This window comes from Erwinia persicina NBRC 102418, assembly GCF_001571305.1.
Classification (GTDB): Bacteria; Pseudomonadota; Gammaproteobacteria; order Enterobacterales; family Enterobacteriaceae; genus Erwinia; species Erwinia persicina.
Window position 1 is genome coordinate 321,304 of the sequence record NZ_BCTN01000002.1, and the last position, 25,866, is coordinate 347,169.

22 protein-coding genes are annotated in these 25,866 nt (G+C 56.5%); 8 read left to right on the forward strand and 14 right to left on the reverse strand.

The genetic code is table 11. The annotated features are described in order from the left end of the window. Nucleotides 1–125: 125 nt before the first annotated feature. The gene (gene hrpA, locus EPE01S_RS04375) at nucleotides 126–4,025 is read right to left on the reverse strand and encodes an ATP-dependent RNA helicase HrpA (RefSeq protein WP_062743372.1); all 3,900 of its coding nucleotides are present in this window, start codon (nucleotides 4,023–4,025) and stop codon (nucleotides 126–128) included. A gap of 235 nt (nucleotides 4,026–4,260) precedes the next feature. Between hrpA and EPE01S_RS04380 the strand changes: the two genes are divergently transcribed. Beyond that, nucleotides 4,261–4,866: an FMN-dependent NADH-azoreductase gene (locus EPE01S_RS04380; protein ID WP_062743373.1), complete on the forward strand. Its 606-nt coding sequence runs from the start codon at nucleotides 4,261–4,263 to the stop codon at nucleotides 4,864–4,866. A gap of 65 nt (nucleotides 4,867–4,931) precedes the next feature. Here EPE01S_RS04380 and EPE01S_RS04385 read toward each other — a convergent pair whose 3' ends face one another. From EPE01S_RS04385 to EPE01S_RS04395, 3 genes are read right to left on the reverse strand one after another with little or no spacing between them, the layout of a single operon-like run. Then, entirely contained in the window at nucleotides 4,932–5,255 is a 324-nt protein-coding gene (locus EPE01S_RS04385; RefSeq protein ID WP_062743374.1) for a YdbL family probable chaperone protein, read from the reverse strand. Between the two features lie 13 nt (nucleotides 5,256–5,268). After that, nucleotides 5,269–5,460, reverse strand: a complete 192-nt coding sequence (locus EPE01S_RS04390; RefSeq protein ID WP_062743375.1) for a YnbE family lipoprotein — start codon at nucleotides 5,458–5,460, stop codon at nucleotides 5,269–5,271. Further along, on the reverse strand, nucleotides 5,444–8,074 hold the full coding sequence (locus tag EPE01S_RS04395; protein WP_062743376.1) for a YdbH family protein: 2,631 nt from the start codon (nucleotides 8,072–8,074) through the stop codon (nucleotides 5,444–5,446). Before EPE01S_RS04395 ends, EPE01S_RS04390 begins: the two co-directional genes overlap by 17 nt. Nucleotides 8,075–8,264: 190 nt before the next feature. Here EPE01S_RS04395 and EPE01S_RS04400 point away from each other — a divergent pair, with 190 nt between their 5' ends. Beyond that, nucleotides 8,265–9,260 carry a 2-hydroxyacid dehydrogenase gene (locus EPE01S_RS04400; protein ID WP_062743377.1) on the forward strand — a complete coding sequence of 332 codons (996 nt, stop codon included), beginning with the start codon at nucleotides 8,265–8,267 and terminating at the stop codon, nucleotides 9,258–9,260. A 111-nt stretch (nucleotides 9,261–9,371) separates the two neighbouring features. Here the strand turns inward: EPE01S_RS04400 and EPE01S_RS04405 are convergent, their stop codons facing one another. Next, the gene (locus EPE01S_RS04405) at nucleotides 9,372–9,644 is read right to left on the reverse strand and encodes a putative hemolysin (protein WP_062743434.1); all 273 of its coding nucleotides are present in this window, start codon (nucleotides 9,642–9,644) and stop codon (nucleotides 9,372–9,374) included. A 182-nt stretch (nucleotides 9,645–9,826) separates the two neighbouring features. Here EPE01S_RS04405 and EPE01S_RS04410 point away from each other — a divergent pair, with 182 nt between their 5' ends. Both EPE01S_RS04410 and EPE01S_RS04415 read left to right on the forward strand, forming a co-directional pair. Beyond that, nucleotides 9,827–10,483, forward strand: coding sequence for an MgtC/SapB family protein (locus tag EPE01S_RS04410; protein WP_062743378.1), 657 nt, complete (start codon nucleotides 9,827–9,829; stop codon nucleotides 10,481–10,483). A gap of 117 nt (nucleotides 10,484–10,600) precedes the next feature. Further along, on the forward strand, nucleotides 10,601–10,888 hold the full coding sequence (locus tag EPE01S_RS04415; protein WP_062743379.1) for a putative quinol monooxygenase: 288 nt from the start codon (nucleotides 10,601–10,603) through the stop codon (nucleotides 10,886–10,888). A gap of 68 nt (nucleotides 10,889–10,956) precedes the next feature. On the opposite strand, the gene dbpA is transcribed toward EPE01S_RS04415, so the two are convergent. The 5 genes from dbpA to zntB form a co-directional block, all read right to left on the reverse strand. Beyond that, a complete protein-coding gene (dbpA, locus tag EPE01S_RS04420) occupies nucleotides 10,957–12,336 on the reverse strand; it encodes an ATP-dependent RNA helicase DbpA (RefSeq protein ID WP_062743380.1) in 1,380 nt (459 codons plus the stop codon). A gap of 557 nt (nucleotides 12,337–12,893) precedes the next feature. Beyond that, nucleotides 12,894–13,031, reverse strand: coding sequence for a hypothetical protein (locus EPE01S_RS23580; RefSeq protein ID WP_162900971.1), 138 nt, complete (start codon nucleotides 13,029–13,031; stop codon nucleotides 12,894–12,896). A 90-nt stretch (nucleotides 13,032–13,121) separates the two neighbouring features. Then, the gene (ttcA, locus tag EPE01S_RS04425; RefSeq protein WP_062743381.1) at nucleotides 13,122–14,015 is read right to left on the reverse strand and encodes a tRNA 2-thiocytidine(32) synthetase TtcA; all 894 of its coding nucleotides are present in this window, start codon (nucleotides 14,013–14,015) and stop codon (nucleotides 13,122–13,124) included. Nucleotides 14,016–14,197: 182 nt separating this feature from the next. Continuing rightward, entirely contained in the window at nucleotides 14,198–14,347 is a 150-nt protein-coding gene (ynaL, locus tag EPE01S_RS23585; RefSeq protein ID WP_167550578.1) for a proline-rich small protein YnaL, read from the reverse strand. Nucleotides 14,348–14,626: 279 nt separating this feature from the next. Beyond that, entirely contained in the window at nucleotides 14,627–15,610 is a 984-nt protein-coding gene (zntB, locus tag EPE01S_RS04430; RefSeq protein WP_062743382.1) for a zinc transporter ZntB, read from the reverse strand. 342 nt (nucleotides 15,611–15,952) lie between these two features. Between zntB and bglF the strand changes: the two genes are divergently transcribed. Next, nucleotides 15,953–17,836 (forward strand): PTS beta-glucoside transporter subunit IIABC, encoded by a 1,884-nt coding sequence (bglF, locus tag EPE01S_RS04435; protein WP_062743383.1) that lies wholly within the window; start codon nucleotides 15,953–15,955, stop codon nucleotides 17,834–17,836. 20 nt (nucleotides 17,837–17,856) lie between these two features. Continuing rightward, complete coding sequence (locus EPE01S_RS04440) at nucleotides 17,857–19,251, forward strand: glycoside hydrolase family 1 protein (RefSeq protein WP_062743384.1); 1,395 nt, start codon at nucleotides 17,857–17,859, stop codon at nucleotides 19,249–19,251. Nucleotides 19,252–19,301: 50 nt separating this feature from the next. On the opposite strand, the gene bioD is transcribed toward EPE01S_RS04440, so the two are convergent. The 3 genes from bioD to EPE01S_RS04455 form a co-directional block, all read right to left on the reverse strand. Next, entirely contained in the window at nucleotides 19,302–19,967 is a 666-nt protein-coding gene (gene bioD, locus EPE01S_RS04445; protein WP_062743385.1) for a dethiobiotin synthase, read from the reverse strand. A 122-nt stretch (nucleotides 19,968–20,089) separates the two neighbouring features. Beyond that, on the reverse strand, nucleotides 20,090–21,307 hold the full coding sequence (gene mlc, locus EPE01S_RS04450) for a sugar metabolism global transcriptional regulator Mlc (protein ID WP_062743386.1): 1,218 nt from the start codon (nucleotides 21,305–21,307) through the stop codon (nucleotides 20,090–20,092). Nucleotides 21,308–21,531: 224 nt separating this feature from the next. Then, nucleotides 21,532–22,431: a LysR family transcriptional regulator gene (locus EPE01S_RS04455; RefSeq protein ID WP_062743387.1), complete on the reverse strand. Its 900-nt coding sequence runs from the start codon at nucleotides 22,429–22,431 to the stop codon at nucleotides 21,532–21,534. A 102-nt stretch (nucleotides 22,432–22,533) separates the two neighbouring features. On the opposite strand from EPE01S_RS04455, the gene ynfM reads away from it, so the two are divergent. Continuing rightward, entirely contained in the window at nucleotides 22,534–23,802 is a 1,269-nt protein-coding gene (gene ynfM, locus EPE01S_RS04460) for a multidrug efflux MFS transporter YnfM/SxtP(Kp) (protein ID WP_062743388.1), read from the forward strand. A gap of 6 nt (nucleotides 23,803–23,808) precedes the next feature. On the opposite strand, the gene EPE01S_RS04465 is transcribed toward ynfM, so the two are convergent. After that, nucleotides 23,809–24,675, reverse strand: coding sequence for a LysR family transcriptional regulator (locus EPE01S_RS04465; RefSeq protein WP_062743389.1), 867 nt, complete (start codon nucleotides 24,673–24,675; stop codon nucleotides 23,809–23,811). A gap of 106 nt (nucleotides 24,676–24,781) precedes the next feature. Between EPE01S_RS04465 and EPE01S_RS04470 the strand changes: the two genes are divergently transcribed. Then, nucleotides 24,782–25,756, forward strand: coding sequence for a quinone oxidoreductase family protein (locus EPE01S_RS04470; RefSeq protein ID WP_062743390.1), 975 nt, complete (start codon nucleotides 24,782–24,784; stop codon nucleotides 25,754–25,756). Nucleotides 25,757–25,866 lie beyond the last annotated feature (110 nt).

The following is a 25,866-nucleotide window of genomic DNA, read 5'->3' on the forward strand; positions in this document are numbered from 1 at the left end:
CGATTGCCGCCGCACTGGTGGCACAATAGCACCCGGACAATCCCCTGCGGCTGACCGGGCCGGATAATGATGACGCAACAGACATCCGTCAACGTTGCCTCCCCGTTCCTCCGGGCAGGCAAAATTTACTGTATCACCTGTTCCATCGCCTGCAGGATGCGTTTTTCTGAGATGGGATAAGGCGTCCCCAGTTGCTGAGCGAAGAAGCTGACACGCAGCTCTTCAATCATCCAGCGGATGTCCTGAACCTCTTCATCATCCTTACGCTCTGGCGGCAGCTTGTTAAACCACTGCGTCCAGGCCTGCTGCACGGACTCCACCTTCAGCATCCGCGCCCTGTCGCTGTGCGGATCGACTGCCAGCTTTTCCATCCTGCGTTCAATCGCCTGCAGGTAACGCAGCGTGTCACCCAGCCGTTTCCAGCCGTTGCCGGTGACAAAGCCGCGATAGACCAGACCGCTCATCTGCGCTTTGATATCCGACAGCGCCAGCGCCATGGTCATATCCACGCGCCCTTTCAGACGCTTATTGATAGCAAAGACTGACGTCAGGATCTGCTCGACCTTTTTGGCGATCTCCACCACCGTATCATTGAGCTCTGCACGTACTTTATCCTGCAGCCGTGTGTAGCCCTGTTCCTGCCAGGTAGGGCCACCGGCCTCAGCAATCAGTTTATCGACGCCACAGGCAATACAGTCATCAATCAGATCCAGTACTTTGCCGTAGGGGTTAAAATAGAGTCCCAGCTTGGCTTTATTCGGTAACTTTTCGTGCAGGTATTTAATCGGCGAGGGAATATTCAGCAGCAACAGGCGTCGTTGCCCGCGCCACATCGCTTTTTGCTGTTCATGCTGAGAGTCGAACAGGCGGATAGCCACGCTGTCCTTTTCATCCACCAGAGCGGGCCAGGCCTTCACGCTGTAACTGCCACGCTTCTGCTCAAAGTGGTCGGGCAGGTCGCCAAAGCTCCAGAGATGGAGCCCACTCTGCTCCAGACCGTCATCTGCCACCTGGGACAGCGTTTCCTGTACCTTGCCTTTCAGCTGCAGTTTTAACGCCGAAAGGTCTTTGCCTTCTGCCAGCCTGCGATTATTTTCATCGACGATACGGAAGGTCATTTTAAGATGATCGGGCACCTGTTCCCACTGCCAGGCATCACGATCCAGCGTCAAGCCTGACATCCGGCGGAATTCACGCTCCAGGGCGTCAAGCAGTGACATCGCCAGCGGCGTCACACGACCGAGAAAAGCATCCGCATAATTGGGCGCAGGAACAAAGTTACGGCGTAACGGTTTCGGCAGCGATTTGATCAGGGCAATCACCAGCTCACGACGCACGCCCGGGATCTGCCATTCAAAACCTTTTTCCTCGACCTGGTTGAGCAGCGGCAGCGGCACGTATACCGTCACCCCGTCAGCGTCAGCCCCCGGTTCAAACTGGTAGCTCAGGCGCAGCTTGAGATTGCCCTGATGCCAGAAGTTGGGGTAATCAAGCTTGCTGACGTTCTCCGCGCCCTGCTTAATCAGCATTTCCCGGGCAAAGTTCAGGCGCTCAGGCTCTTCACGACTGGCAGTTTTCCACCAGTTATCAAAATGCCGGGCGGAGATCACCTCGGCGCCAATGCGCCGATCGTAAAACTCAAACAGCGTTTCATCATCGACCAGAATATCGCGCCGGCGTGACTTATGTTCCAGCTCCTCAACCTCTGCACGCAGTTTCAGGTTGGCCCTGAAGAACGCGTGACGCGTCTGCCAGTCACCCTCAACCAGCGCATGGCGAATAAACAGCTCACGCGACAGCACCGGGTCAATCGGGCCATAGTTCACCTTACGTGCCGCCACGATCGGCAGACCGTAAAGCGTCACTTTTTCAGTGGCCATCACCGCCCCCTGGGCTTTCTCCCAGTGAGGCTCACTGTAACTGCGCTTGAGCAGGTGCTGTGCGACCGGTTCGATCCATTCCGGTTCGATACGGGCGGCAATGCGCCCCCAGAGGCGGCTGGTTTCTACCAGTTCAGCCACCATCGTCCACTTCGGCGGCTTTTTAAACAGACCTGATCCCGGGAAAATGGCAAAGCGGGCGTTACGCGCGCCGGTAAACTCCTGCTTGTCGGCATCTTTCTGTCCGATATGCGACAGTAAACCGGTGAGCAGCGCCGTATGGATCTCCCGTATTTCAGCCGGTTCACTGTTGACCGGCAGGCCCAGTTCCCGAACCACCTGGCGCAGCTGCGTGTAAATATCCTGCCATTCACGTACCCGCAGGTAGTTCAGGTAGTCCGTTTTACATAAGCGACGGAAGTGGCTGGATGACAGCGCTTTTTGCTGTTCCTGCACGTAATTCCACAGGTTCACAAAGGCAATAAAGTCCGAGTCTTTATCGGCAAAGCGCTGATGCTTCTCGTCCGAGGCCTGCTTTTTCTCTGCAGGACGTTCGCGCGGATCCTGAATAGACAGCGCGGCGGTGATGATCATCACCTCACGCACACAGCCATATCTCTGCGCTTCCAGCACCATTTTCGCCAGGCGGGGGTCAACGGGCAGCTGCGCCAGCGACCGTCCTGAGGGCGTCAGTTCATAGTGCTGGTTTTCCCGCAGGGTGATGGCCCCCAGTTCTTCCAGCAGGCGCACGCCATCCTGGATATTACGCGGGTCGGGCGCTTCGACAAACGGGAAGGCAGCAATGTCGCCCAACCCCAGCGCGGTCATCTGTAAGATCACCGATGCCAGGTTGGTACGCAAAATTTCCGGGTCGGTAAACGCCGGCCGGCTGAGGAAATCATTCTCGTCATACAGGCGAATACAGATGCCTTCTGAAACACGGCCGCAGCGTCCTTTACGCTGGTTAGCGGAGGCCTGAGAGATTGGCTCAATCGGCAGCCGCTGCACCTTCGTACGGAAGCTGTAGCGGCTGATACGCGCCGTACCCGGGTCGATTACATATTTGATGCCTGGTACGGTCAGCGAGGTTTCTGCCACGTTGGTCGCCAGCACGATGCGCCGCCCGACGTGAGACTGAAACACACGGTTCTGCTCGGCGTTGGACAGGCGGGCAAAGAGCGGCAGCACTTCCGTATGCGGCAGGTCGCGCTTCATCAGTGCATCTGCCGTATCGCGGATTTCCCGCTCGCCGCTCATAAAGATCAGAATATCGCCGCGGCTTTCCTGGCCCAGTTCATCCACCGCATCGAAAATAGCCTGCAGCTGATCGCGGTCGGTATCTTCAGCATCTTCCACCACCGGGCGGTAGCGCACTTCGACCGGATAGGTACGCCCGGATACTTCAATTACGGGCGCATTATGGAAATGGCGTGAAAAACGCTGCGGATCGATCGTCGCCGAGGTAATAATCACTTTCAGATCGGGACGCCGGGGCAGCAACTCGCGCAGGTACCCCAGCAGGAAATCGATGTTCAGGCTGCGTTCATGCGCTTCGTCGATAATGATGGTGTCGTACTGCATCAGCAGGCGATCCTGCTGGATCTCCGCCAGCAGGATACCGTCGGTCATCAGTTTGACCTGGGTGGTCTCACCGACCTGATCGTTAAAGCGCACCTTATAGCCGACGCAGCCGCCTAACGAGGTTTCCAGTTCGGCCGCAATGCGATCGGCAACGGTTCGCGCCGCCAGGCGTCGGGGTTGCGTATGGCCAATCAGCCCACGGATACCCCGCCCCAGCTCCATACAGATCTTCGGCAGCTGAGTGGTTTTACCGGAACCGGTTTCCCCGGCCACAATCACCACCTGGTGATCGCGTATCGCCTCTGCGATGTCCTGCTTCTTCTGGCTGACAGGCAGATTTTCCGGATAGCGGATAGTCGGCGTAGCGGCACGGCGGGCGTTGATGCGCTGCTCTGCCGCTGCGATATCCCCTTCCAGCGTCTCGATAAGTGCCTGGAGGGACGCGGGGTTTTTTATTTTTTTTGCCCCGTGCAGGCGGCGCTGCAGACGCTGGCGGTCGCGCAGCATCAGCGTATCCAGCCGGGTAAAGAGCGGCGTCAGGGCAGAATGTGGCATGTCAGACATGGTAGTAAAACTCGCTTTGTCGCCGTTAAAAGGGGCAACATGGATTAAACAGGGGATCAGAATTTTGCGTAGTGTAGCACAGACAACCACTTAGCGTTTTATCTGCCCCCGGCGTCTTATTCAATATTTTCGAACATTGATATCGAAAACTCGCACTTACACTGTCCGGCATTTATCCGTAGAGTGTCTTCCATTGAGCGGAACGTTATCCGCATGACACAACAGGAAAAACGCCATGAGCAAAGTATTAGTACTGAAATCAAGTATTCTTGCCGGTTATTCACAGTCTGGTCAGCTGGCCGACCACCTGGTTTCTGAATGGAAAGCCGCTCATCCGGGCGATGACGTCACCGAACGCGATCTGGCTGCCAACCCAATTCCGGTGCTGGATGGCGAGCTGGTCGGCGCACTGCGTCCTTCCGATGCAGCCCTGACCCCTCGTCAGCAGGAAGCGCTGGATCTGTCTAACGAACTGATTGCTGAACTGCAGGCGCACGATACCATCGTGATCACCGCCCCGATGTACAACTTCAACATCCCGACGCAGCTGAAGAACTACTTTGACCTGGTTGCCCGTGCCGGCGTAACGTTCCGCTATACTGAGCAGGGACCAGAAGGCCTGATCAAAGGGAAAAAAGTCGTGGTTCTGTCTAGCCGTGGCGGGATCCACAAAGATACCCCAAGCGATCTGCTGACCCCTTACCTGACCCTGTTCCTGGGCTTCCTGGGGATGAGCGACGTGCAGTTCGTGTTCGCTGAAGGGATTGGCTACGGTCCGGAAGTGGCTGCCAAAGCGGCCAGCGATGCAAAAGAAGTGATTTCGCAGATTGTCACTGCCTGATAGCGTTCGAACAGGTTGAGCTTACCCTCCTCAACCTGCGTGGTGGCACTGTGTCGGTGCCACCGCTACTTCTGTAACCACTGACCGTTGATTCCCCGTACATACTCCCCTGTTTTCGCCCGCTCTATCAGCTTTTTACCGGCAATACCGGCCACTTCGCGCGTGCTGAGGTTATTTTGCTGCGCCAGTCGTTGATACTGATGTTCACGTCCTTCATTAATTTGCTTCACCAGCGTCAGGGTTTCCGCATCCTGCTGTACGGCGGCAATATAGCCATTCAGCGTTTCCCCTACCCGCCCCTGTTGCCGCGCCTGATCGAGCGTCAGCGCCATCGCCGCTGATGACATCAGCAGACAACCCAGCAGTATGCCGCAGTAAAGTCGTTTCATGGTGGCACTCTCCTCAGAACAACCCGCTCTGGTTTTTTAATAACGCTTCCACGTCTTTATCCACCTTGATATGAATTTCATGTTCAATTTTGACATTCATATTGATGGTGATCGGTTCTTTCGGCGCGGCCAACTCAATGCGGGGGATACACCCACAGAGCAGGATCGCAACGCTGGCGATCCACAGGTTAGTCAGGGCTTTCATCACTGGTTTCCTTTTGCGACGGCAGGGTGGCATTCTGTTCCACCCACGATTGCAGGTTATCGCCAAAGCGCAGGCTCCGCCAGAGCTGGAACAGATTTTCCTGCTGCGTGTAATTGAGCGAAACCCGCTGATTTCTTTGATTGAAACGGCTGGTGCCATCCACTTTGGCGGCCATATTCATCACCCCGAGATTATCGAGGTCAAGGGTGGCCCAACTGCGGGAAATTTCCATATAGCGCAGCCAGTCGATAGCCAACCCGGCGGCCATATTATTGCTGCTGATGGCATCAGCCATGTCTTTATCCATACGCACGGTCAGCGGCCCGTTGTTGGCCACCCAGCCATCTTTAATCAGCCAGCGGGAGTTGTTCAGCCACAGCGGCAGCGCACCGTTGATATGACCGGACATCGCTACCTGCTTCAGCTTCATGGCGGTGACCAGCTCCGACAGGCTGAGGTGCGTTACTTTGATGGTCGCGACTTCTGTCTGCGGCATCTGCAGGCTGGCAAGACTGAGTGTGCCCCCTAACAGATCCAGGCTGACGTCGCTTAACGTTAGCGGATAACGCTCGCTCCAGGGATACCAGCCCTGCAGATCTGCCGCAATATTCTGCATGGCAAACTGGTTTTTAATCTCCCGGATACGCAGCGATACCGGGCCACGGGCCCCAAAATACCAGCGATGATCTTCAAGGCGGAAAGGCAATGAGAAATCGACGCCATCAAATTCATTGTCCGGCAGCAGTGCGCTACCGTTGCTGACCAGCCAGTGCCCACCCGCTTTCAGCCCCTGATCGCTCGCGGCTGAGAACGCCACCTGGGCTTTCAGCGTCCCTCCCTGAATGGCCAGCTTGAGGTCAGGGCTGATCAGCGGCTGAAATACCGTCAACGGTTGCTCCGGCCACCACATCTGGCCGCGCAAGCGGTCGCCATCCCAGCGACCGTTCACCTGCACCGGGCCTATCCGCTTCGCCTGCAGGCTGCCACGGAACAGGAACCACGCGGGATCGCGCCCCTTCACCACCAGCTTCAGTGTCGAGGGAGGCAGGTAGCCTCCACCACCAAAGCGGGTGTCTTTCGCTTTAAGTTTAAGCTGTCCGTTAAAGGAGGGCGCATCCGGATCTCGCTGCCAGCGGATCGGCGTGTCCAGCGACAGCCTCGGAGCAGACATGGTGACGCTGCCGTAGGCCAGCCGATCGAAGCCGGTGGACAACGACGAGAGTTCAATTAACCGATCCTGCCAGCGCCCGTGACCTTTGACATCCCATCTGGCCGCCAGCGGCATCAGATAGCCATCGCCCCAGTAACGCCACAGCCACTGGCCTTTATCCGGCCAGAATGCCTTGGCACGTCCGTCCAGGTGCAGGCGAAAACGTCCCGTTTCTGCATCATGAGCGCTGAGAATGGCCTGCAGGCGGCCCTCGATCCCGGCAGAGGAGATCGAAACGCCCGCCAGCGGCCAGCGAGCCTCATCCACCTCCAGCGTGGACAGCAGTCGCCCTTTCATCCGCAGTAACGCACCCGGCCGCATCAGCACCTGCGGGTCGAGCAGCGGCCCCTGAAGCTCCCCGGGCAGGCCGGCAAAAAATTGCAGTCTGTCCAGTTTGCTCTCCCCAGTCAGACGAAACGGCAGCTGGCTGTTGACCCAGTCCAGACGACCGGGGCCCAGAGAGAGCACCACATTGCCTTTGCCCCCGCGACCCTGAGTCAGCATATTGAAGCGGCCCGCCACTTCCGTTGCCGCCAGCCCCTGCGTCCAGCCGTCGGCCGTTAAGGCGAAACCGCCAGAGAGCGGCTGTCCGGCCCATGGCCAGTTCCACCGCCCCTCACGGACTGAAACTCGTTCGCGGGTAATATGCCAGGGCAACGTCAGCAGCGGCTCAGGCTGTCTGCTGGCCGTTACCACCAACGATCCCTGCTGCTGCTGCCAGCTTAATTTAAGATGCAATGGGTCCGGCACGGCAGTCAGCGCCAGATCGCCCTCCAGCGCCCCGTTTTCAGGCACCGTATCGGGGATCGCTGGCAGGGTCAGCGTACCGCTCAGTCTGACGGGTTCAGGCACGCCAGGGGCCTGCAGGGTAACCGTGTTCAGCGCCAGCTGCTGCCCGTTAAGTTCGGCATCCAGCGACAGATTTTTACCCTGATAACGCAGGTGCTGCCGACGGGGATCCAGTTCGAGCTGGAGCTGACCGGCCCAGGTCTGCCAGGGGTCAATGCTTAACTGCCCGACGGTGACACGGGCGGCAGGTAGCAACTGCTGCCACTGCGCCAGCGTGCGCGGTGCGCTGTCGTCGTCTGCAGTTGCCAGCTCGCTGGCACAGGCCGAGCGTAGGGTCGCCGTATCAACGGCAAGCTGCCAGCGCCCCTGGCGATAGCCGAGCGTCACACCCTGCACATCGGCCAGTTCACAGTCGCCGGCGTAGTAATGGATACCCGGCAGATGCAGCGCACCCTTGCGCCAGCGGGGATTACCATCAAGCGAGATGGTGGTATTGGCAGGCAGCCAGATGCCCGCCAGACGGGGAAGCCACTGGCTGATGGTCAGATAAGTACCGATCAGCAGCAGGGCTGTGACGATCAGTACCGCAAGCGTAATTTTCCAGCCCCGGTTCATGGCTGCCACATCCTGTTCACTCCGTGATTATCCTGTGAATGATGGCACGGAAAGCCAGCAGGGTGAAGTTTTTCACCATTAATCAATCGATTCGCTGTTTTTTACATCAGCTAACCGCTCAGCCCCTCCCGCAGGGGAGATAAGTTGTTACACTGCTGTATTACTTACGCACGGCTAAAGGAAAACGGCGATGAAACTTGCGGTATATAGCACCAAGCAGTATGACCGGAAATACCTCACACAGGTCAATGAAGATTACGGCTTTGAACTGGAGTTTTTCGACTTTCTGCTGAGCGATCATACGGCGAAAAATGCCGTAGGCTGCGATGGCGTCTGTATTTTCGTCAACGATGACGGCAGCCGTGCAGTCCTTGAGGAGCTGGCTGAACTCGGCGTTAAGTTTATTGCCCTGCGCTGTGCCGGTTTCAATAATGTCGATCTTGATGCTGCGCGCGAGCTGGGCATCCAGGTGGTCAGGGTGCCGGCTTACTCGCCTGAAGCCGTGGCCGAACATGCAGTGGGAATGATGATGACCCTGAACCGGCGTATTCACCGTGCCTACCAACGCACCCGCGATGCGAACTTTTCCCTCGAGGGTCTGATTGGTTTCAATATGCACGGCCGCACCGCCGGGGTCATTGGTACCGGTAAAATTGGTATTGCCGCCATGCGCATCCTGAAAGGTTTCGGCATGAAACTGCTGGCCTTCGATCCCTACCCCAGCCCACAGGCGCTGGAGCTGGGCGCGGAGTACGTGGATATCAAAACCCTGTTCAGCCAGTCCGATGTCATTACCCTGCACTGCCCGCTGACCGAAGATAATCATCACCTGCTGAACAGCGCAGCGTTTGCCCAGATGAAAGATGGCGTAATGGTGATCAACACCAGCCGGGGTGCCCTGATTGATTCACAGGCGGCAATAGACGCGCTGAAGCAACAGAAGATTGGTTCCCTGGGGATGGACGTTTATGAAAATGAACGTGATTTATTCTTTGAGGATAAGTCTAACGATGTGATCCAGGATGATATTTTCCGCCGCCTGTCCGCCTGCCATAACGTGCTGTTTACCGGGCATCAGGCCTTTCTGACGGCAGAAGCCCTGACCAGTATTTCGCAGACGACCCTGGAAAACCTGCGTCTGCTGGAAAAAGGGGAAGTCTGCGATAACGTGGTCAACGCGGGTTAATCCTTTAACCACGCACTGATACCGACGACAAACTCAGCGATGGATCGCATGCCGACCGGTCAATCCGGTCGGCAGCGGCGCCTCAGACACCGATAAGCTGCGTTACGTCACTCAGCGTGCGCAACTGCCGTTCATCAGCGCACTTTCACCGCAGCGACGCCCGTTTGCCATCTGGCACATTCCGACTGAACTGCCGTCCAACTGACGGGATAATGCCAGCGTACCGCCGGCGTTTGAACAGGCGCTCTCTGCCAGGTCAGCCATGACCACCCGGGTCGGCACATGGGCCGCTGTGGCCTGCTGAGGCGGTTCATTATCACTGTCACTGCTACAGGCTGAGAGTAATAAAGCGGCTGCCGCCAGCAGAAATGTCGCTGCTTTCATCTGGTAAACTCCGGGTAGTGGGCGCTGAAATGCGAAAGCCAGCATATGCTACGTTCCCTGTCAGGTCGATAGTTGTCACGCTTTTTTACAAAATGGTCTTCAACGAAATATCAATAGCCTGCCGTCTTATTTTATAACTAGCTGTTTGAGTGAAGAGAATAAGCGCGGTGAGGGGCCGTTTTATGATTATCGATTTGTTATTACGCATCGCCCTGGCGGGGGCACTGGGCGGCCTGATCGGGCTTGAACGCCAGCTGCGTGCAAAAGAAGCGGGGCTGAGAACCCATATTCTGGTCGGTATTGGCAGTGCCATGTTTATGATCGTCTCGAAGTATGGTTTCGACGACATTCTTGCCCAACATCACGTCGGCCTCGATCCCAGTCGTATCGCCGCTCAGGTCGTCAGCGGTATGGGGTTCCTCGGGGCCGGGACAATTATTATTCAGAAACAGGTGGTGAAAGGCCTGACCACCGCCGCCGGGCTGTGGGTCACGGCCGCCATTGGCCTGGTGATAGGCAGCGGCATGTATGAAATCGGCGTCTATGGCACACTGCTGGCGCTGCTGGTGCTGGAAACGTTCCGCCGCATCAGCTACTGGCTGATTGGCCGTCACCATACGCTGATTTTTCACCTGAAGGCAAAGAGTGTGCCGCTGGTGCTGATGGCATTACAGCATCAGCAGGTGCGCACGGGCCAGGTCTCGGTGGTCAACCGGGATGCCGAAAGTGGGCTGTGTGAGATGATGGTAGATGTGACATTGTCACGCAAACGCGAACCCCATGAGCTCTATGATGCGCTGCTGGAAATCAAAGGGGTGCAGTCAGTAGAAATGCACTGAAGCCTGAAAAGATCATGTCAGCCAGGCAGAATCGTGCCAGGCTGGGAACAATACGTTTGGGTTCGGATGGACACGACGTCATCTGCACCGTTTTTAACTTTGTTACAGGAGAGAAAAATGTCTGATAAATCGATTATGGTGGTGGCCACCTTTGCTGCGGCAACCGGTAAAGGCAATGAACTGTATGACGTGCTGAACCGCTGCGTGGCCCCGAGCCGTCTTGAGGAAGGCAACGTGCATTATGATTTGTACCGCAGCGTGGAAAACAGTGACCTGTTCCTGTTTCACGAAACCTGGAAAAGCGCTGATGCCATTGAGCTGCACGAATCGCAGCCTCATTTTCAGGCCCTGCTGGCAGGTGTAAAAGATCTGCTGGCCGCACCGCCCGTGATCACCAAAATGTAAACGGTGGTGATGTGGGTCGATCGTGACAAACGATCGACCCTTTACCGCCCTTCTTTCCCTTCAGCGGTTTATTTCAGTAAACGCGCCCGGCACGATTTCCCTTTGATCTTCACATCTTTCAGCTGCCCCATCACCTGACGCGCCTGTGACTGACGGATGGCAACATATGCCTGTGTGGGCCCGATATCAATCTTGCCGACCTGATCGCCGGTCAGCCCGCCGTCACCGGTCAGGGCACCGAGAATGTCACCCGGTCGGATTTTCGCTTTACGGCCGCCGTCCAGACTCACCGTCACCATCTCTGCCGGCAGCGCTTTCGCTGCAACAGATTTCAGTTCAGCAACGTTACGCCAGACCAGTTTCTGCTGCAGATAGTCTTCCAGCGCATGGGCGCGAACCATCTCATCCTGGGCGACGAAACTGACCGCACACCCTTCCTGGCCGGCGCGGGCAGTACGTCCAATACGATGGACGTGCACCTCCGGGTCAAAGGAGAGCTGATAGTTGACCACCATCGCCAGCGACTTGATATCCAGCCCGCGGGCGGCCACATCGGTGGCGACCAGTACGCGGCAGCTGCCGTTGGCAAAACGGATCAGAACCTGATCGCGGTCGCGTTGTTCAAGGTCGCCATGCAGCGCCAGGGCGCTGATATTGCCGGACTCCAGCGCATACGCGATATCGTCACATTCCCGTTTGGTGTTACAGAACACCACGCAGGATGCGGGCTGACGGTCACTCAGCAGGCCCGTCAGCGCAGTCAGTTTTTCCCGCGGGCCAGCCTCGTAGAAGGTTTGTTCGATAGACGGTAAATCGGAGACATCGCCGGTTTCGACGGTCAGCGGATCGCGCTGAATGCTCTGGCTGATCTGGGCGATACCCTGCGGCCAGGTGGCGGAAAACAGCAGCGTCTGGCGGGCCTGCGGACAGTGGCGAATAATACTGTCGATATCGTCGCGGAAGCCCATCTCCAGCATGCGGTCGGCTTCATCCAGCACCAGCATATTGATGCCATCCAGCTTCAGGGTTTCACGCTTAAGATGGTCAAGAATACGCCCGGGCGTGCCGACAACAATCTGTGGGGCATGCACCAGCGAATCACGCTGCGCGCCGACCGGCTGGCCCCCGCACAGGGTGAGGATTTTGATGTTGGCGGTAAAACGCGCCAGACGGCGCAGCTCTTTAGCGACCTGGTCGGCCAGTTCGCGGGTCGGGCACAGCACCAGCGCCTGAGTGACGTACTGGCTGGCATCCACGCGATGCATGACACCCAGACCAAAGGCGGCGGTTTTACCACTGCCGGTTTTCGCCTGCGCGCGCACATCCCGCCCCGCAAGAATAGCAGGTAGCGATTCAGCCTGAACAGGCGTCATGTCGAGGTAGCCCAGTTCGGTAAGATTTTCGATCTGGCTGGCGGGAAGTTGGGTCAGGGTAGAAAAAGCAGTCACGGAAGAACTCTCTGATAAAACGGACAGGATTATTGGCGCTGATTGTAGCAGATAACCGCAGGGGACGGGGAGAAAAGCGCTGGCGATAACGTCGCGCAGCGCTGTGTATTTTGTAGTCCGACTAAGATAAAACCAACGCGATTAACAGCCAGAAGATCAGACAGGCTGCCACCATCGCAATCCAGGTATTTCTCCGGTTCCATTTCATATGTATTCCTTCTCCTTCCTTTCGTTCTTAGCCGTCATGTCGACATATTCACGGCATAAGACGAAAGTCTCGGCGGCAATTATAGTAAAGCCTGGCCCTGAATGTCGCCTGTTTATTCGTATTCCGGGCGTAAGTTAAGGCTCAGGGAGTTTTCCTGACGGGCAGGCGCTCTGAGAAGAAAAAATTAGCACTGACGCTTACGGTGTTAACGGCATCCGGGCAGGAAACTTGAGGGATTTAATCAATTTCATCATCGGATAAGGTTGCGGGGAGTGATATTTAGCGGGAGGGTGCCAACAGCGGAACCCCGTCCTGTCAGCAGATGTGACAGGACGGGTGACTGACAGGATTAACGATCGTTGAACGGATCTTTTTTATCGTCGTCGCTGTCATCCCGCGTGCGCGGAATTTCACCGTGCTCGTTGGGATTATCCCTGGCCGGATGCGGATCTTTTTCCGGTTTGGTTTTTGATTTATCCTCTGACATTACGCCCTCCTCTTGCCTGGATAGAGTAAGCGTAGTTGATAGCGCGCCGCTCTTCAATTAACGCAGGTCTATGAATGCCTGCGTCAGCGATTACAGGTTAGCAACATCTATATAGAGCGATTTATCTATATTGGTCGACGAGACGGTAGCTTCAGTAAAGGCATACTCTGCTCTGTCACCACTGCGATCCAGCGGCAGGGCCTCGAAATCGAACAGTTCCCTGTCGGCTAACTGGCTTGGGCTGATGTTCTGGATCGATTTAAAGACGCTGTCGACCCGACCCGGCGTTTTTTTATCCCACTCGGTCAGCATAGCTTTGATCGCCTGCCGCTGAAGATTCTCCTGAGAACCGCACAAATTGCAGGGAATGATCGGAAAATCTTTATATTCTGCCCAGGCAATCAGATCTTTTTCCCGGCAGTAGGTCAGCGGACGAATAACGACGTTACGTCCATCGTCAGAACGCAGCTTGGGCGGCATCGCTTTCATTTTCGCGCCGTGGAACATATTGAGGAACAGCGTCTCAACAATGTCATCCATATGGTGGCCAAGGGCGATTTTGGTCGCGCCAATTTTCTCGGCAAACGAGTACAGCGTGCCACGCCGCAGACGTGAACATAAACCACAGGTGGTTTTTCCTTCCGGTATCTTTTCCTTCACCACGGAATAGGTATCTTTATCCACAATGTAATAAGGGATATCCAGGCTGTCGAGATAGGCGGGTAAAATATGTTCCGGGAAGCCAGGCTGTTTCTGATCCAGATTAACCGCAATCACCTCGAATTTGATCGGGGCTACTTTTTGCAGGGCGAGCAAAATATCCAGCATGGCGAACGAGTCCTTGCCTCCGCTCATGCAGGCCATCACAACGTCATTCTCTTCAATCATGTTGTAATCAGTGATGGCAAGGCCAACATTTCTTCTTAGACGCTTCTGGAGCTTATTCATCTCCAGGGTTTCTTTTCGTACATCGACTTGATTCATAAATACTTCTCTGGATCCTGATGGCTTTAGAACGACGTAATTCTGATTACAGTTTAAGGGGGGACATTATACGGAAGTTTCCCAGCCCGGGAAACATGAGAAATAGCGGGAAAATCTCGCTGTCCGGCGCAGGCGGGTGATGTTCTCTTCCCGCCTTAAGCCAAACCGGGCCGGGTCACCGCTTACTGGTAAGGTGGCGGATCAATAATTGGATGGGGATCGGGCGGCGGCGGATCGGGTAATGGCTGAGGTACCGGCGTCGGGCCCGGTACGGGAACGGGGTCGCTTAGTGGTTCTGACAGGCGAATCGACGTTTTCAGGTCAGTTAACATGTCTTCCTCCTCATACGGTGTAGGAATAGTAAGCGTAGGACATCTGACGGCGCTGGCAAACGCGCAAAAAAAAGCCGGCTGATAGCCGGCGTCGTGCGAATTAAATGTGCTATGCATTAATTCAAAAAAGGAAGTAAGACAATATGGAGCGCAACGCCCATCGCTTGACGTTGCATTCACCTGCGAGAAAGAGTTTGCCCTGATCGACGCCAGCATTTATTGACGTCGATCAGCTTTCATCGCGTTATTGCGCCCCGCTCCCTGACTCATTCTTATTAATCACAACCATTTACGTTTACGTAACCACCAGGCAACGCCGATGACCAGCAGCATCAGTAACATACAGAAAGCGGGAAAACCGTAGCGCCATTCACCGCCTGGAATCCCCCCCAGATTGACGCCAAACAGCCCGGTAAGAAAGGTCGTCGGCAGGAACACCATCGCCAGCAGGGACATGGTATAGGTTCTGCGGTTCATGGCCTCGGCCATTACGGTGGTAATTTCATCGGCCAGCACGCCGGTGCGTGCCACACTGGCATCCAGATCGTCCAGCCCGCGCCCTAAACGATCGGCGATATCCTGCATCCGGCGGCGATCGTCATCACTCATCCACGGCAGGCGCTCGCTGGCAATACGGGAAAACACGTCACGCTGGGGGGCCATATAGCGGCGCATGATAATGAGTTGTTTACGGATCAGGGCCAGTTCACCGCGCGGCGGCACCTGCTGATCCACGACCGCATCTTCCAGATCGATAATTTTGTCGTGCAGTTCCTCAATAAACTCGCTGGTGTGATCGGTCAGCGCATCACAGACATCCACCAGCCAGCTGCCGCCATCCACCGGGCCAATCCCGTTCTTCAGGTCGGTGAGCACTTCATCAATGGCAAACACCTTGCGCTGCCGGGTGGAAACGATCAGCTTTTCGTTGATGAATACGCGGATCACCACCAGCTGCTCCGGCCGCGATTCGCTATTGAGATTAATACTGCGCAGCGTAATCATCGTGCCGTCGCTCAGGCGGTTAACGCGCGGGCGCATACTGTCTCCGCCCAGCGCGTCACGCACCGAGTCAGGCAGAAGTGGGGTCGAGGCCAGCCAGTCCGCGCTTTCACGGTGGGTATAATTCAGGTGCAGCCAGCATGGCTTGTCACAGGTCAGCACATCGCTGTCGTCAATCGGGATTAACCCGCCCTTCCCATCCAACTGACACGAAATGATCGCATCAGAGACCTGCAATGATTTACCCGCAATGACGTCCACGTTTGTATCACCCTTAGCCTAATCAATGCGATACAGTCTAGCCTGAAGGAGGCCAGTTGCAAAATGTCCCCTCTCCAAAAGCCGCAGGCCCTCAGTCATCAGGCGTGCCATCAAAAAGTCGATCCCCGTCACGAAAAAAAGTTATTCCCTTCCTGCCCCCTTGCTAACTGGCTGAGAACAGGGAAATATCGCTGCAGCATAAACAGGATTGCTACTGATTTTCAGGCAAAACCTAAACCGCTTTAATGCGCCTTTCTGGCGACGTTGAAGCGGTTTAGGTTTTTTTTTGGCCTGAATTCACTAACAGGCCACAGACAACGATGTCGGAACCAGGAGCATACGATGACGTACCAGCTTTTATCAGAAGAGATCCTGCAGGGAGTGGGCGGCAAAGAGAACGTCACTTCCGTCATGCACTGCGCTACCCGCCTGCGCTTTAAACTGAAAGACAGCCGTAAAGCCAACACAGCCGCGCTGAAGGCCAATGCGGGTGTGATTATGGTGGTGGAAAGTGGTGGTCAATATCAGGTGGTGATTGGCAACCATGTCAGCGACGTGTATCAGGCACTGATGTCCACTGCCGGCCTGAGCGAGGGGAGCGAAGGCTCCCTCAATACGGAGGAAAAGGGGTCACTCTTCGCCCGCTTTATTGACATCGTTTCCGGGATTTTCACCCCGTTTGTCGGTGTGATGGCGGCGTCCGGTATTCTGAAGGGACTGCTGGCACTGGCGCTGGCCTGCGAAGTGATGACAGACACGACCGGCACCTATATTACCCTCTCGGCGGCCGGAGACGCGGTGTTCTACTTCCTGCCGATTCTGCTCGGCTACACCGCCGGGAAGAAATTTGGTGGTAACGCATTCACCACGATGATTATCGGTGCTGCTCTGGTTCACCCGATGATGATGGCGGCGTTTACCGCTTCTCAGGCAGGCAGTCCTCCGCTGCACTTTTTCGGCATCCCGATGATCCTGATTAACTACAGCTCTTCCGTTATCCCGATTATCTTCGCCGCCTGGTTCTCCTGCCTGATCGAGCGTGTGGTGCATAACCGCCTGCCGGGTGCAGTGCGAAACTTCACCACGCCGCTGATTTGTCTGGCTATCGTCGTTCCAATCACCTTTATGCTGATTGGCCCGGTCGCGACCTGGGTAAGTCAGATGCTGGCGGCGGGTTATCTTCATGCCTACAGCTTCAGCCCGACCTTCGCCGGGGCCTTTATGGGCGCTTTCTGGCAGGTCTGTGTGATCTTCGGCCTGCACTGGGGTCTGGTGCCGATCATGCTCAACAATCTTGCCGTTCACGGGGCAGATACCCTGCTCCCGCTGCTGATGCCGGCGGTACTGGGCCAGGCCGGAGCAACGCTTGGCGTGCTGTTGCGTACCCGGGATGTCAGGCTGAAAGGGATTGCAGCATCCGCCTTTAGCGCCAGCCTGTTCGGAATTACCGAACCTGCGGTGTACGGCGTTACCCTGCCGAACCGTCGTCCGTTTATCTTTGGCTGCATCGGCGGCGCGCTGGGTGCCGCTGTGCTCGGCTTCTTCCACACCACCAGCTATTCATTTGGCCTGCCCTCGGTGTTTACCTTCAGCCAGGTGGTGCCGAAAACCGGTTTTGATGCCAGCGTTGTCGCCGCTATCGTCGGCGCGCTGATTGCCTTTATCTTCGCGGCCCTCGCTACCGCGCTGTTTGGGCTGTCGGTGGTGAAAGAGACGGAGGCAGTGACACCGGATCTTCCCGCTGCTGCCGTCAGTCCCGATCTGCTGCATAAGCAGACGCTGTCCAGCCCGATGAGCGGTGCTGTCGTGGCGCTGGAACAGGTGCCGGATGAAACGTTTGCCAGCGGGCTGTTGGGAAAAGGCATGGGGATCCAGCCGACTGAAGGCCGTGTACTTTCTCCGGTCAACGGTACCGTGGCATCCCTGTTCCGCACCCGCCACGCCATTGGTCTGGAAGCGGAAGACGGTGCTGAAATCCTGATCCATGTCGGCATCGACACCGTCAAACTCGATGGCCTGTATTTTACGGCTCATGTCAGCCAGGGCGACAGCGTTCGCGTCGGTGACCTGCTGCTGGAATTCGATATCCCGGCCATCCGTGCGGCGGGCTATGACCTCACCACGCCGGTACTGATCAGCAACAGCGACGACTACATTGATGTGCTGCCCGCCAGCTCACGGCACGACGTGGCCGCTGGCGAGCCGCTGCTGACGCTGATTAAATAATCATTTATAAGGAGAGCACAATGACACAACGTTTCCCTCAACATTTCCTCTGGGGCGGCGCCGTTGCCGCAAACCAGGTCGAAGGCGCATGGCAAACCGATGGCAAGGGTGTTTCCACCTCAGATTTACAGCCTCAGGGTATTTTTGGTCAGCGTGTCACGCGTCAGGAGGGTGATTTTGGTATCAAGGATGTGGCCATTGATTTCTATCACCGCTATCCGGAAGATATCCGCTTATTCGCCGAAATGGGCTTTACCGTACTGCGGACCTCCATTGCCTGGACGCGCATTTTCCCCGAAGGGGATGAAACGCAGCCGAACGAGGCCGGACTGGCCTTTTATGATCGCCTGTTTGACGAGATGGCGAAATACAATATCGCGCCGCTGGTTACTCTTTCCCATTACGAAATGCCGTATGGACTGATTAAAAAATACGGCGGCTGGGGCAATCGTAAAACCATCGACTGCTTCGTACACTATGCCGAAACGGTCTTCGCCCGCTATAAAGATAAAGTGAAGCACTGGCTGACCTTTAATGAGATCAATATGTCGCTTCACGCGCCGTTTACCGGCGTGGGTCTGCCGGAAGACAGCGATAAACAGGCGGTCTATCAGGCCATCCACCACCAGCTGGTGGGCAGTGCGCGTGCGGTGAAGGCCTGCCACCGGATTATTCCGGATGCCAAAATCGGCAATATGCTGCTGGGGGCCATGCTCTATCCGCTCAGTCCACTTCCGGCTGACCTGCTGGAGACGCAAAAGCAGAACCGTGACTGGCTGTTCTTTGGCGATGTCCAGACGCGCGGCTACTATCCCGCCTATATGACGCGCTACTTTAAAGAAAACGGCATCCAGCTGGAGATAACGGAGCAGGACAAACAGGACCTGCGTGAGCCGATCGACTTTATCTCCTTCAGCTACTATATGACCGGCTGTGTGACCACCAATGAAGAACAGAATCATAAAGCGCGGGCCAATATTCTGAATATGGTGCCGAATCCGCATCTGGCCAGTTCTGAGTGGGGCTGGCAGATTGACCCGGAAGGGCTGCGCTTCCTGATGAACGAGCTGTACGACCGCTACCAGAAACCGCTGTTTATTGTGGAGAACGGTCTGGGAGCCCGGGATACCGTCGAGGCTGACGGCAGTATCAATGATGATTACCGCATTGCTTACCTGAACGATCATCTGGTGCAGGTCCGTGAAGCGATTGAAGACGGTGTTGAAGTACTGGGTTACACCTGCTGGGGCCCGATTGATTTGGTGAGCGCTTCGAAGGCCGAGTTCTCCAAGCGATACGGCTTTATCTATGTCGACCGTGATGATCAGGGAAATGGCACCCTTGCGCGCAGCCGTAAGAAGAGTTTCTTCTGGTATCAGAACGTGATTAAAACGCACGGCGAATCACTGAAGTAATTCGCCCGGGATCATCCCCAGCCTTTGAAAAGGGGATGATCCCGCCGCCGTTATAAATCCAGCGCGGTCAGATCAAGATAGTGCGCCAGGTCACGCGTTTCCGCCCGGGGCAGATAGGGTAACTCCCCCAGCAAAGGGGCCGGAATTTTATCCCGCAGCACATCAATAATTTCGGCATAGTGCGCCAGGCCGGGGTTAATCCGGTTAGCCACCCAGCCTAAAAGTGGCAGCCCGTCATTGATCACCGCCTGAGCCGTTAGCAGCGCATGGCTGATGCAGCCAAGCTTAATACCGACCACCAGCACCACCGGCAGCTGTTCCTGTACCGCCCAGTCAGACAGCGGGCGCAAATCGTTCATCAGGCTTCGCCAGCCGCCCGTGCCCTCCACCACAATATAATCAGCCTGATCGTTCAGGGCATGCAGTCCGTGGCTCATTGTTGCGTGGCTGATCGGGGTAATACTGGTACTGATTTCGTCATCGAGCAACGTGATGGGATTAATCGCCTCATAGGGCAACTGTACTGATGAAGAGCGCTGAAGCACCAGAGCATCCTTATTTCGTGGTCCTTCTTCCGTTTGCTGGCTGCTTTTCGCGACCGGCTTGTAGCCTACGGCGTGTTTACTGTTTGTCGCCAGCTTTTGTAATAACGCACGCGATACCACCGTTTTTCCTACTTCAGTATCGGTTCCAGTGACAAATAAACGTTTCAACATGGTATGACTCCGACAGGCACAGCCTGGCCTCATTGATAATTTTCATACTCGGTAAATGAGCGAAAATTGTAGGGGAGTGCCGCAGGTCGGAGATTGCGTTAGCGCAATGTTTAGTGGATTTATCAGCCTTGTAGCAATTTGATTAATAATGACCCGTTATAGAGCGCATCTTTCACCAGTGCCGCCCCCGGCATGGTGCCAAGGTTAATAAAGGCGGTGGGCTCCACACTGACCTGTTTGCTGTAACTGGGTAAGGACTGTTGGCGAATACAGGTCGCAATGGCCGGATAAAGGATAGTTTGCGCGCGGTTAAGCGGCGACCCGATGAGAATTTTTTGCGGATGGAACAGGTTAACCATCACCGCCACAATACGGCCTACGCTATTACCTACGCCGGAAATGACATCGCAGGCCAGTTGATCCCCTGCCAGCGCGGCATCACAGAGCGCATCGATGGTAAGCGGCTGATTATGCAGCGTGGAACTCATGGACGCCTGCATCCGCTGTGTGACCAGTTCCAGCATACTGTCTGTGCTGGCTACCGTTTCCAGGCATCCGTGATTACCGCAGTAGCAGCGCTTGCCCCACGGATCGACCTGGGTATGGCCGATCTCCACCAGCGTGCTGCTGCCACCGTGCAACAGACGTCCACCGGTGATCACCCCGGCCCCTACGTTATGGTCAATCACCACCTGGAGAACATCACGGGCATCCTGCGAGGCACCAAACAGCGATTCGGCCATCGTCCAGGCACAGATATCATGCTGTATGTAGACCGGCAGACCGGTATGGCTGGCCAGCGAGGGCCCGAGAGGCATATCGTCAACATCATAATAAGGCATGCGGTGTACGATCCCGGTCTGGCTGTTCATAATGCCAGGCAGCGTGATAGCAATCGCAGTCAGGCGTTCCAGTTTATGCTGATGATGGATAAAGAACTGGTCGATCTGCCGGATGATACGGGTCAGCAGCGGAAGGGCATCTTCTGCAGGCAGGGAAAACTGCTGCTCCACCACCATTTTACTGCTGAGGTCACGCAGGGCGAGTGTGATGTCACCAGCGCCAATACGTACGGAGAGAAAATGCCAGGCCTGTGTGTCGAGCAACAGTCCGACGGCCGGGCGTCCACGGCTTCCTGGCTCCTGGAACTCCGTCTCCTGAACCAGGTGAGCTTCTAGCATCTCACGCACGATTTTTGTGATACTGGCCGGGGCCAGCTGCGCTTTTTTTGACAGCTCAATACGCGAGATGGGGCCAAACCGATCAATCAGTCTGTACACCGCTCCGGCATTAGTCTGTTTAATCTGGTCAATATGGCCAGGCTGACTGTCCGCAATCACACCCTACTCCCGCTTAATACCGTCAAAAAAGGCCTTTGTCACTCTTCTCAACCGGCCGACAGTCGTCAGAGGATGACGATGAGGGCCGCCCGAGCGGCGCTTATTTTCGCGCTTCAAAATAAAGCATCCGGCTCATGGTGAAACACTTATCAGATGGCGTCAAATATTTGATTCGATATGTGATTTGCCGCACATAAACCCTGTCTGGCTGCTCATGTTTTCCGCTATTTTTGTTGTGGGAACGGCAATAAGAGTTTCATCATCGACGCGACCACCGCCGGCATCTCCCGCTGCCGGGACCACACCAGCCACACTTCAGATTGCGCATCCTGTTCGGTCAGCGGTATCCACACCACGTCACTCAGGCGCACGCGGCGAAATGAAGCGGGAAGAATTGAGACCCCCAGTCCGGTTGAAACCAGTCCAATAATGGTCATCGCTTCGCCCACTTCCTGAGCGATATCGGGCTGGATCTGGTAACGCCCCAGCAGGGCCAGAATTTCGCCATACAGCGCCGTCCCCACCTGCGGGTCAAAGAACACAAAGGGCTCCTGCGCCAGCTCGCTCAGTGCGATACCCGGCCTGTCGGCCAGACGGTGGGCGCGATGAACCAGCGCGTACATCGGCTCGCGCAGCAGCAGCTGATGATCGAGGTTTTCCGGCAACAGCGTGTTGCGCATGACGCCCAGGTCAAGACGTCCTTCGCTGAGCGGGGCCAGTTGCTGGCGGGTGTTGATCTCCTGCATCTGGATATGTACTGCCGGGAAGCGCTGGCGAAAGGTGAATAACGCATCGGAGACCACGGTGATAAACGGGGCCGAGGAGGTGAAGCCAATACGCAGCTCCCCTTCATCTCCGCGATGCAGCCGGGAGGCTTTATCCGCAGCCTGTTCGACCTGCTGCAGGATATGACGGGCATCCTGCAGAAACTGCTGTCCGGCGGCCGTCAGTTGCACGCTGCGGTTGGTTCGGGCCAGCAGGCGAGCGCCGGTTTCCTTTTCCAGATTCTGAATTTGCTGACTGAGTGGGGGCTGAGAAATATTCAGCCGCTGGGCAGCCCGGCCGAAATGCAGTTCTTCCGCCACGGCGACAAAATAGCGCAGATGGCGCAGCTCTATATTCATAGGTTTAACATATCATTCGAGATTATTAATATATTAGACATCATAATCTCAGTTTCTTACCCTTTACAACGTCATCCCCCATGAACTTGCTAAGGAACCGTTGTGAACCGCTCATTGCCTGCCGTCAGACCGCCCGCTTCCGCTGACCGGGCCACTCCCGCCCTCCCCGGCCAGCCAGCCGCCGATAAGAATCTCATGATCAAACGCGGAACCCCTCAGTTTATGCGCGTCACGCTGGCGCTGTTCTCCGCCGGTCTGGCGACCTTCGCCCTGCTCTACTGCGTACAGCCAATCCTTCCCGTGCTGTCGCAGGAGTTTGGCGTCTCACCGGCAGCCAGCAGCATTTCCCTGTCGGTTTCAACGGGAATGCTGGCACTGGGTCTGCTGATCACCGGCCCGTTATCCGATGCGGTCGGACGTAAGTCGGTTATGGTCACCGCACTGATGCTGGCGGCGATTTTCACCCTGCTTTCTGCCACCATGACCAGCTGGCACGGCATTCTGCTGATACGTGCGCTGATTGGACTCTCCTTAAGCGGCGTGGCCGCTGTGGGCATGACCTACCTGAGCGAAGAGATCCACCCGAGCGTGGTGGCGTTCTCCATGGGCCTGTACATCAGCGGGAACTCGATTGGCGGCATGAGCGGTCGATTACTCAGCGGGGTGATTACCGACTTTACCAGCTGGCGCATTGCGGTGATGGCGATCGGCTGCTGCGCGCTGGCCTCCGCGCTGATGTTCTGGAAAATTCTGCCGCCCTCCCGCCATTTTCGCGCGGCATCGCTCAGGCCCCGCAGCCTGCTGATCAACTTTCGCCTGCACTGGCGTGACAGCGGATTACCGCTGCTGTTTGCCGAAGGTTTTCTGCTGATGGGGGCGTTTGTCACCCTGTTTAACTATATTGGCTACCGGCTGCTTTCCCCGCCCTATTCATTAAACCAGGCAGTCGTCGGGTGGCTGTCAGTCGTTTATCTCACCGGGTCATGGAGCTCACCGAAGGCGGGGGCGATGACGGCAAAATATGGCCGCGCACCGGTTCTGCTGTTTTCAACCGCGCTGATGCTGACCGGATTACTGGTGACGCTGGCGACGAGCCTCTGGCTGATCCTGCCGGGCATGATGCTGTTTACCGCCGGTTTTTTCGCGGCGCATGCCGTCGCCAGCGGCTGGATAGGTGTTCGGGCGCGCCGGGCCAAAGGCCAGGCGTCCTCACTCTATCTGTTTAGCTATTATCTGGGTTCCAGCGTGGCGGGAACGCTTGGTGGCGTGTTCTGGCATAACTTCGGCTGGCACGGCATTACCGCTTTTATCTCCATAATGCTGATCCTGGCGCTGCTGGCAGGCACCCGCCTGCACAGTAAAAAACTCTGATCCCATTCACCGTACCGGGTCGGGAGGACAGGCTCTCCCGACAATCTCCGCCAAAAAGTCCATCACCCTGATCGCCGCCGCTGAACGCCTGACTTCCGGGTAAGCGGCCAGCCAGATATCCCTGGCGGGGCCGGGTGAGACGACCGGCAGAGAAACTAGCGCAGCATCGGCCTCGCCCATGAAACAGGGCAGCACCACGGCCCCCAGGCCCGTCCGGGCAGCCTGCTGCTGTGCCATCAGATCGCTGGCACGAAATACCACGGTGCGGCCTGCCAGCAGGGTGTTCAGCCATTGTTGCTGGGTCACGTAGTCGAGCCGATCCTCATAGGCGATAAACGTCCAGTGCTCCGGTGAAATGGCACTGAACGCGGGGGCCGCATACAATCCAAAGCGCATCGTGCCAATACGCCTGATGAGCAGGTCAGGATCTTCGGGCCGCGTCAGACGAACGGCAATGTCGGCTTCGCCCTTATCCAGCTGTGCATGATGGGACACACCGGACAGAGACAATGTTATCCCCGGGTGCTGCTCCGTAAAACGCGCCATTTCAGGGGCAATCAGCCGGGCGGCGACGGCGGGTGACGCACTGACCCTGACCACTGTCTTTGTCGTCGCAGCCAGAGATAGGGCCTGAAGCTTCACCCGGTCGGCCATCCTGTTCATGTCCCCGGCAACGGCGGCGATCATCTGACCGTGTGCGGTCAGGGTGGTACGCCGCGGCAGCCTTTCCGTCAGCCGCAGTCCGAGGTCTTTTTCCAGCGAGGCGATACGGCGGCTCACCGTGGCATGGTCAACGTTCAGCACTTTTGCCGCTGCCGACATTGATCCATGACGAACCAGGGCCAGAAAATACGCCAGATCCTGCCAGTCCATCTCCGACTCCTGGTGCAAAAATTCACGTATATGGAAGTTTTATACGCGTATTTTCGCATGATAAACAGTTTTACACTGCTCTTTCGCAAATTGTGAGGAAGAGAATATGCCCATCGCTATCAGTATCAGTCAGCCCGGAGGCCCGGGGGTATTAACGCCAATCGAGGTGTTTCCGGCAGACCCGGGGCCGGATGAGGTGCAGATCCGCCACGCCGTCATTGGCGTCAACTTTGTTGATATTTATTACCGCTCCGGCCTTTATCCCCTGCCGTCCTCTCCTGCGATACCCGGTTTTGAGGGCGCTGGCGTGGTCGTTGCCAGCGGGCGTAACGTTAAGGGGTTTTCTCCCGGCGATCGCGTTGCCTATACCGGTAATCCCATGGGCGCATATTGCGAATGCAGAAATATTCCTGCCGGGCGGCTGATTAAGATCCCGGCGGGAGTGGATATGCGTACCGCAGGCAGCTCAATGTTGCGTGGCCTGACGGCACATATGCTGCTGCATAAAGTCTGGCACGTACAACCGGGCGAGTGGCTTCTGGTTCATGCCGCTGCCGGGGGGCTGGGTCAGTTGGTCACACGCTGGGCAACCCTGAAAGGCGCACGGGTCATCGGTACCACCAGCTCGCCAGCCAGAGCCGCGCACGTGTTGGCCGCCGGGGCGGTCAGTGTGCTGCTGCATACGGATCCCAACTGGGTCAGTCAGCTACGTGAAATCACCGGGGAGCCCGGTGTACATTTTGCCGTGGACGGTATCGGCGGTAATATGCTTTCCGCAACGCTCGGCGTGGTGCGCCCCTTTGGTATGGTGGCCAGTATGGGCCAGCCGGCGGGCCCGATCCCCCCGGTAGCGGTGGAAGAATTAGGTTTCAGCCGATCCATCGCCCTGATGCGCCCCAGTTCGATAGCCTACGCTGACGATGCGGATCTGTACCGGCAGGGAGCCGACGATCTGATGACCGCCCTGCAAAACGGGCTGGTCAATCCTGTCGGTGCCGAGTACGCCCTGACGGAGGCGGAACAGGCCCATGCCAGCCTCGAAGCAGGCCATACGACAGGCAGCGTTATCCTGACGGTCTGACAGGCGCATCATTTTACCGGGTAGTGCCCGCCGGCAGTACTACCCTTTTCACTTCTCCGGGCTTCCCCTGGTGGTAATGAAGGTTCTTTTGCTGCTGACGCAAAAAACGC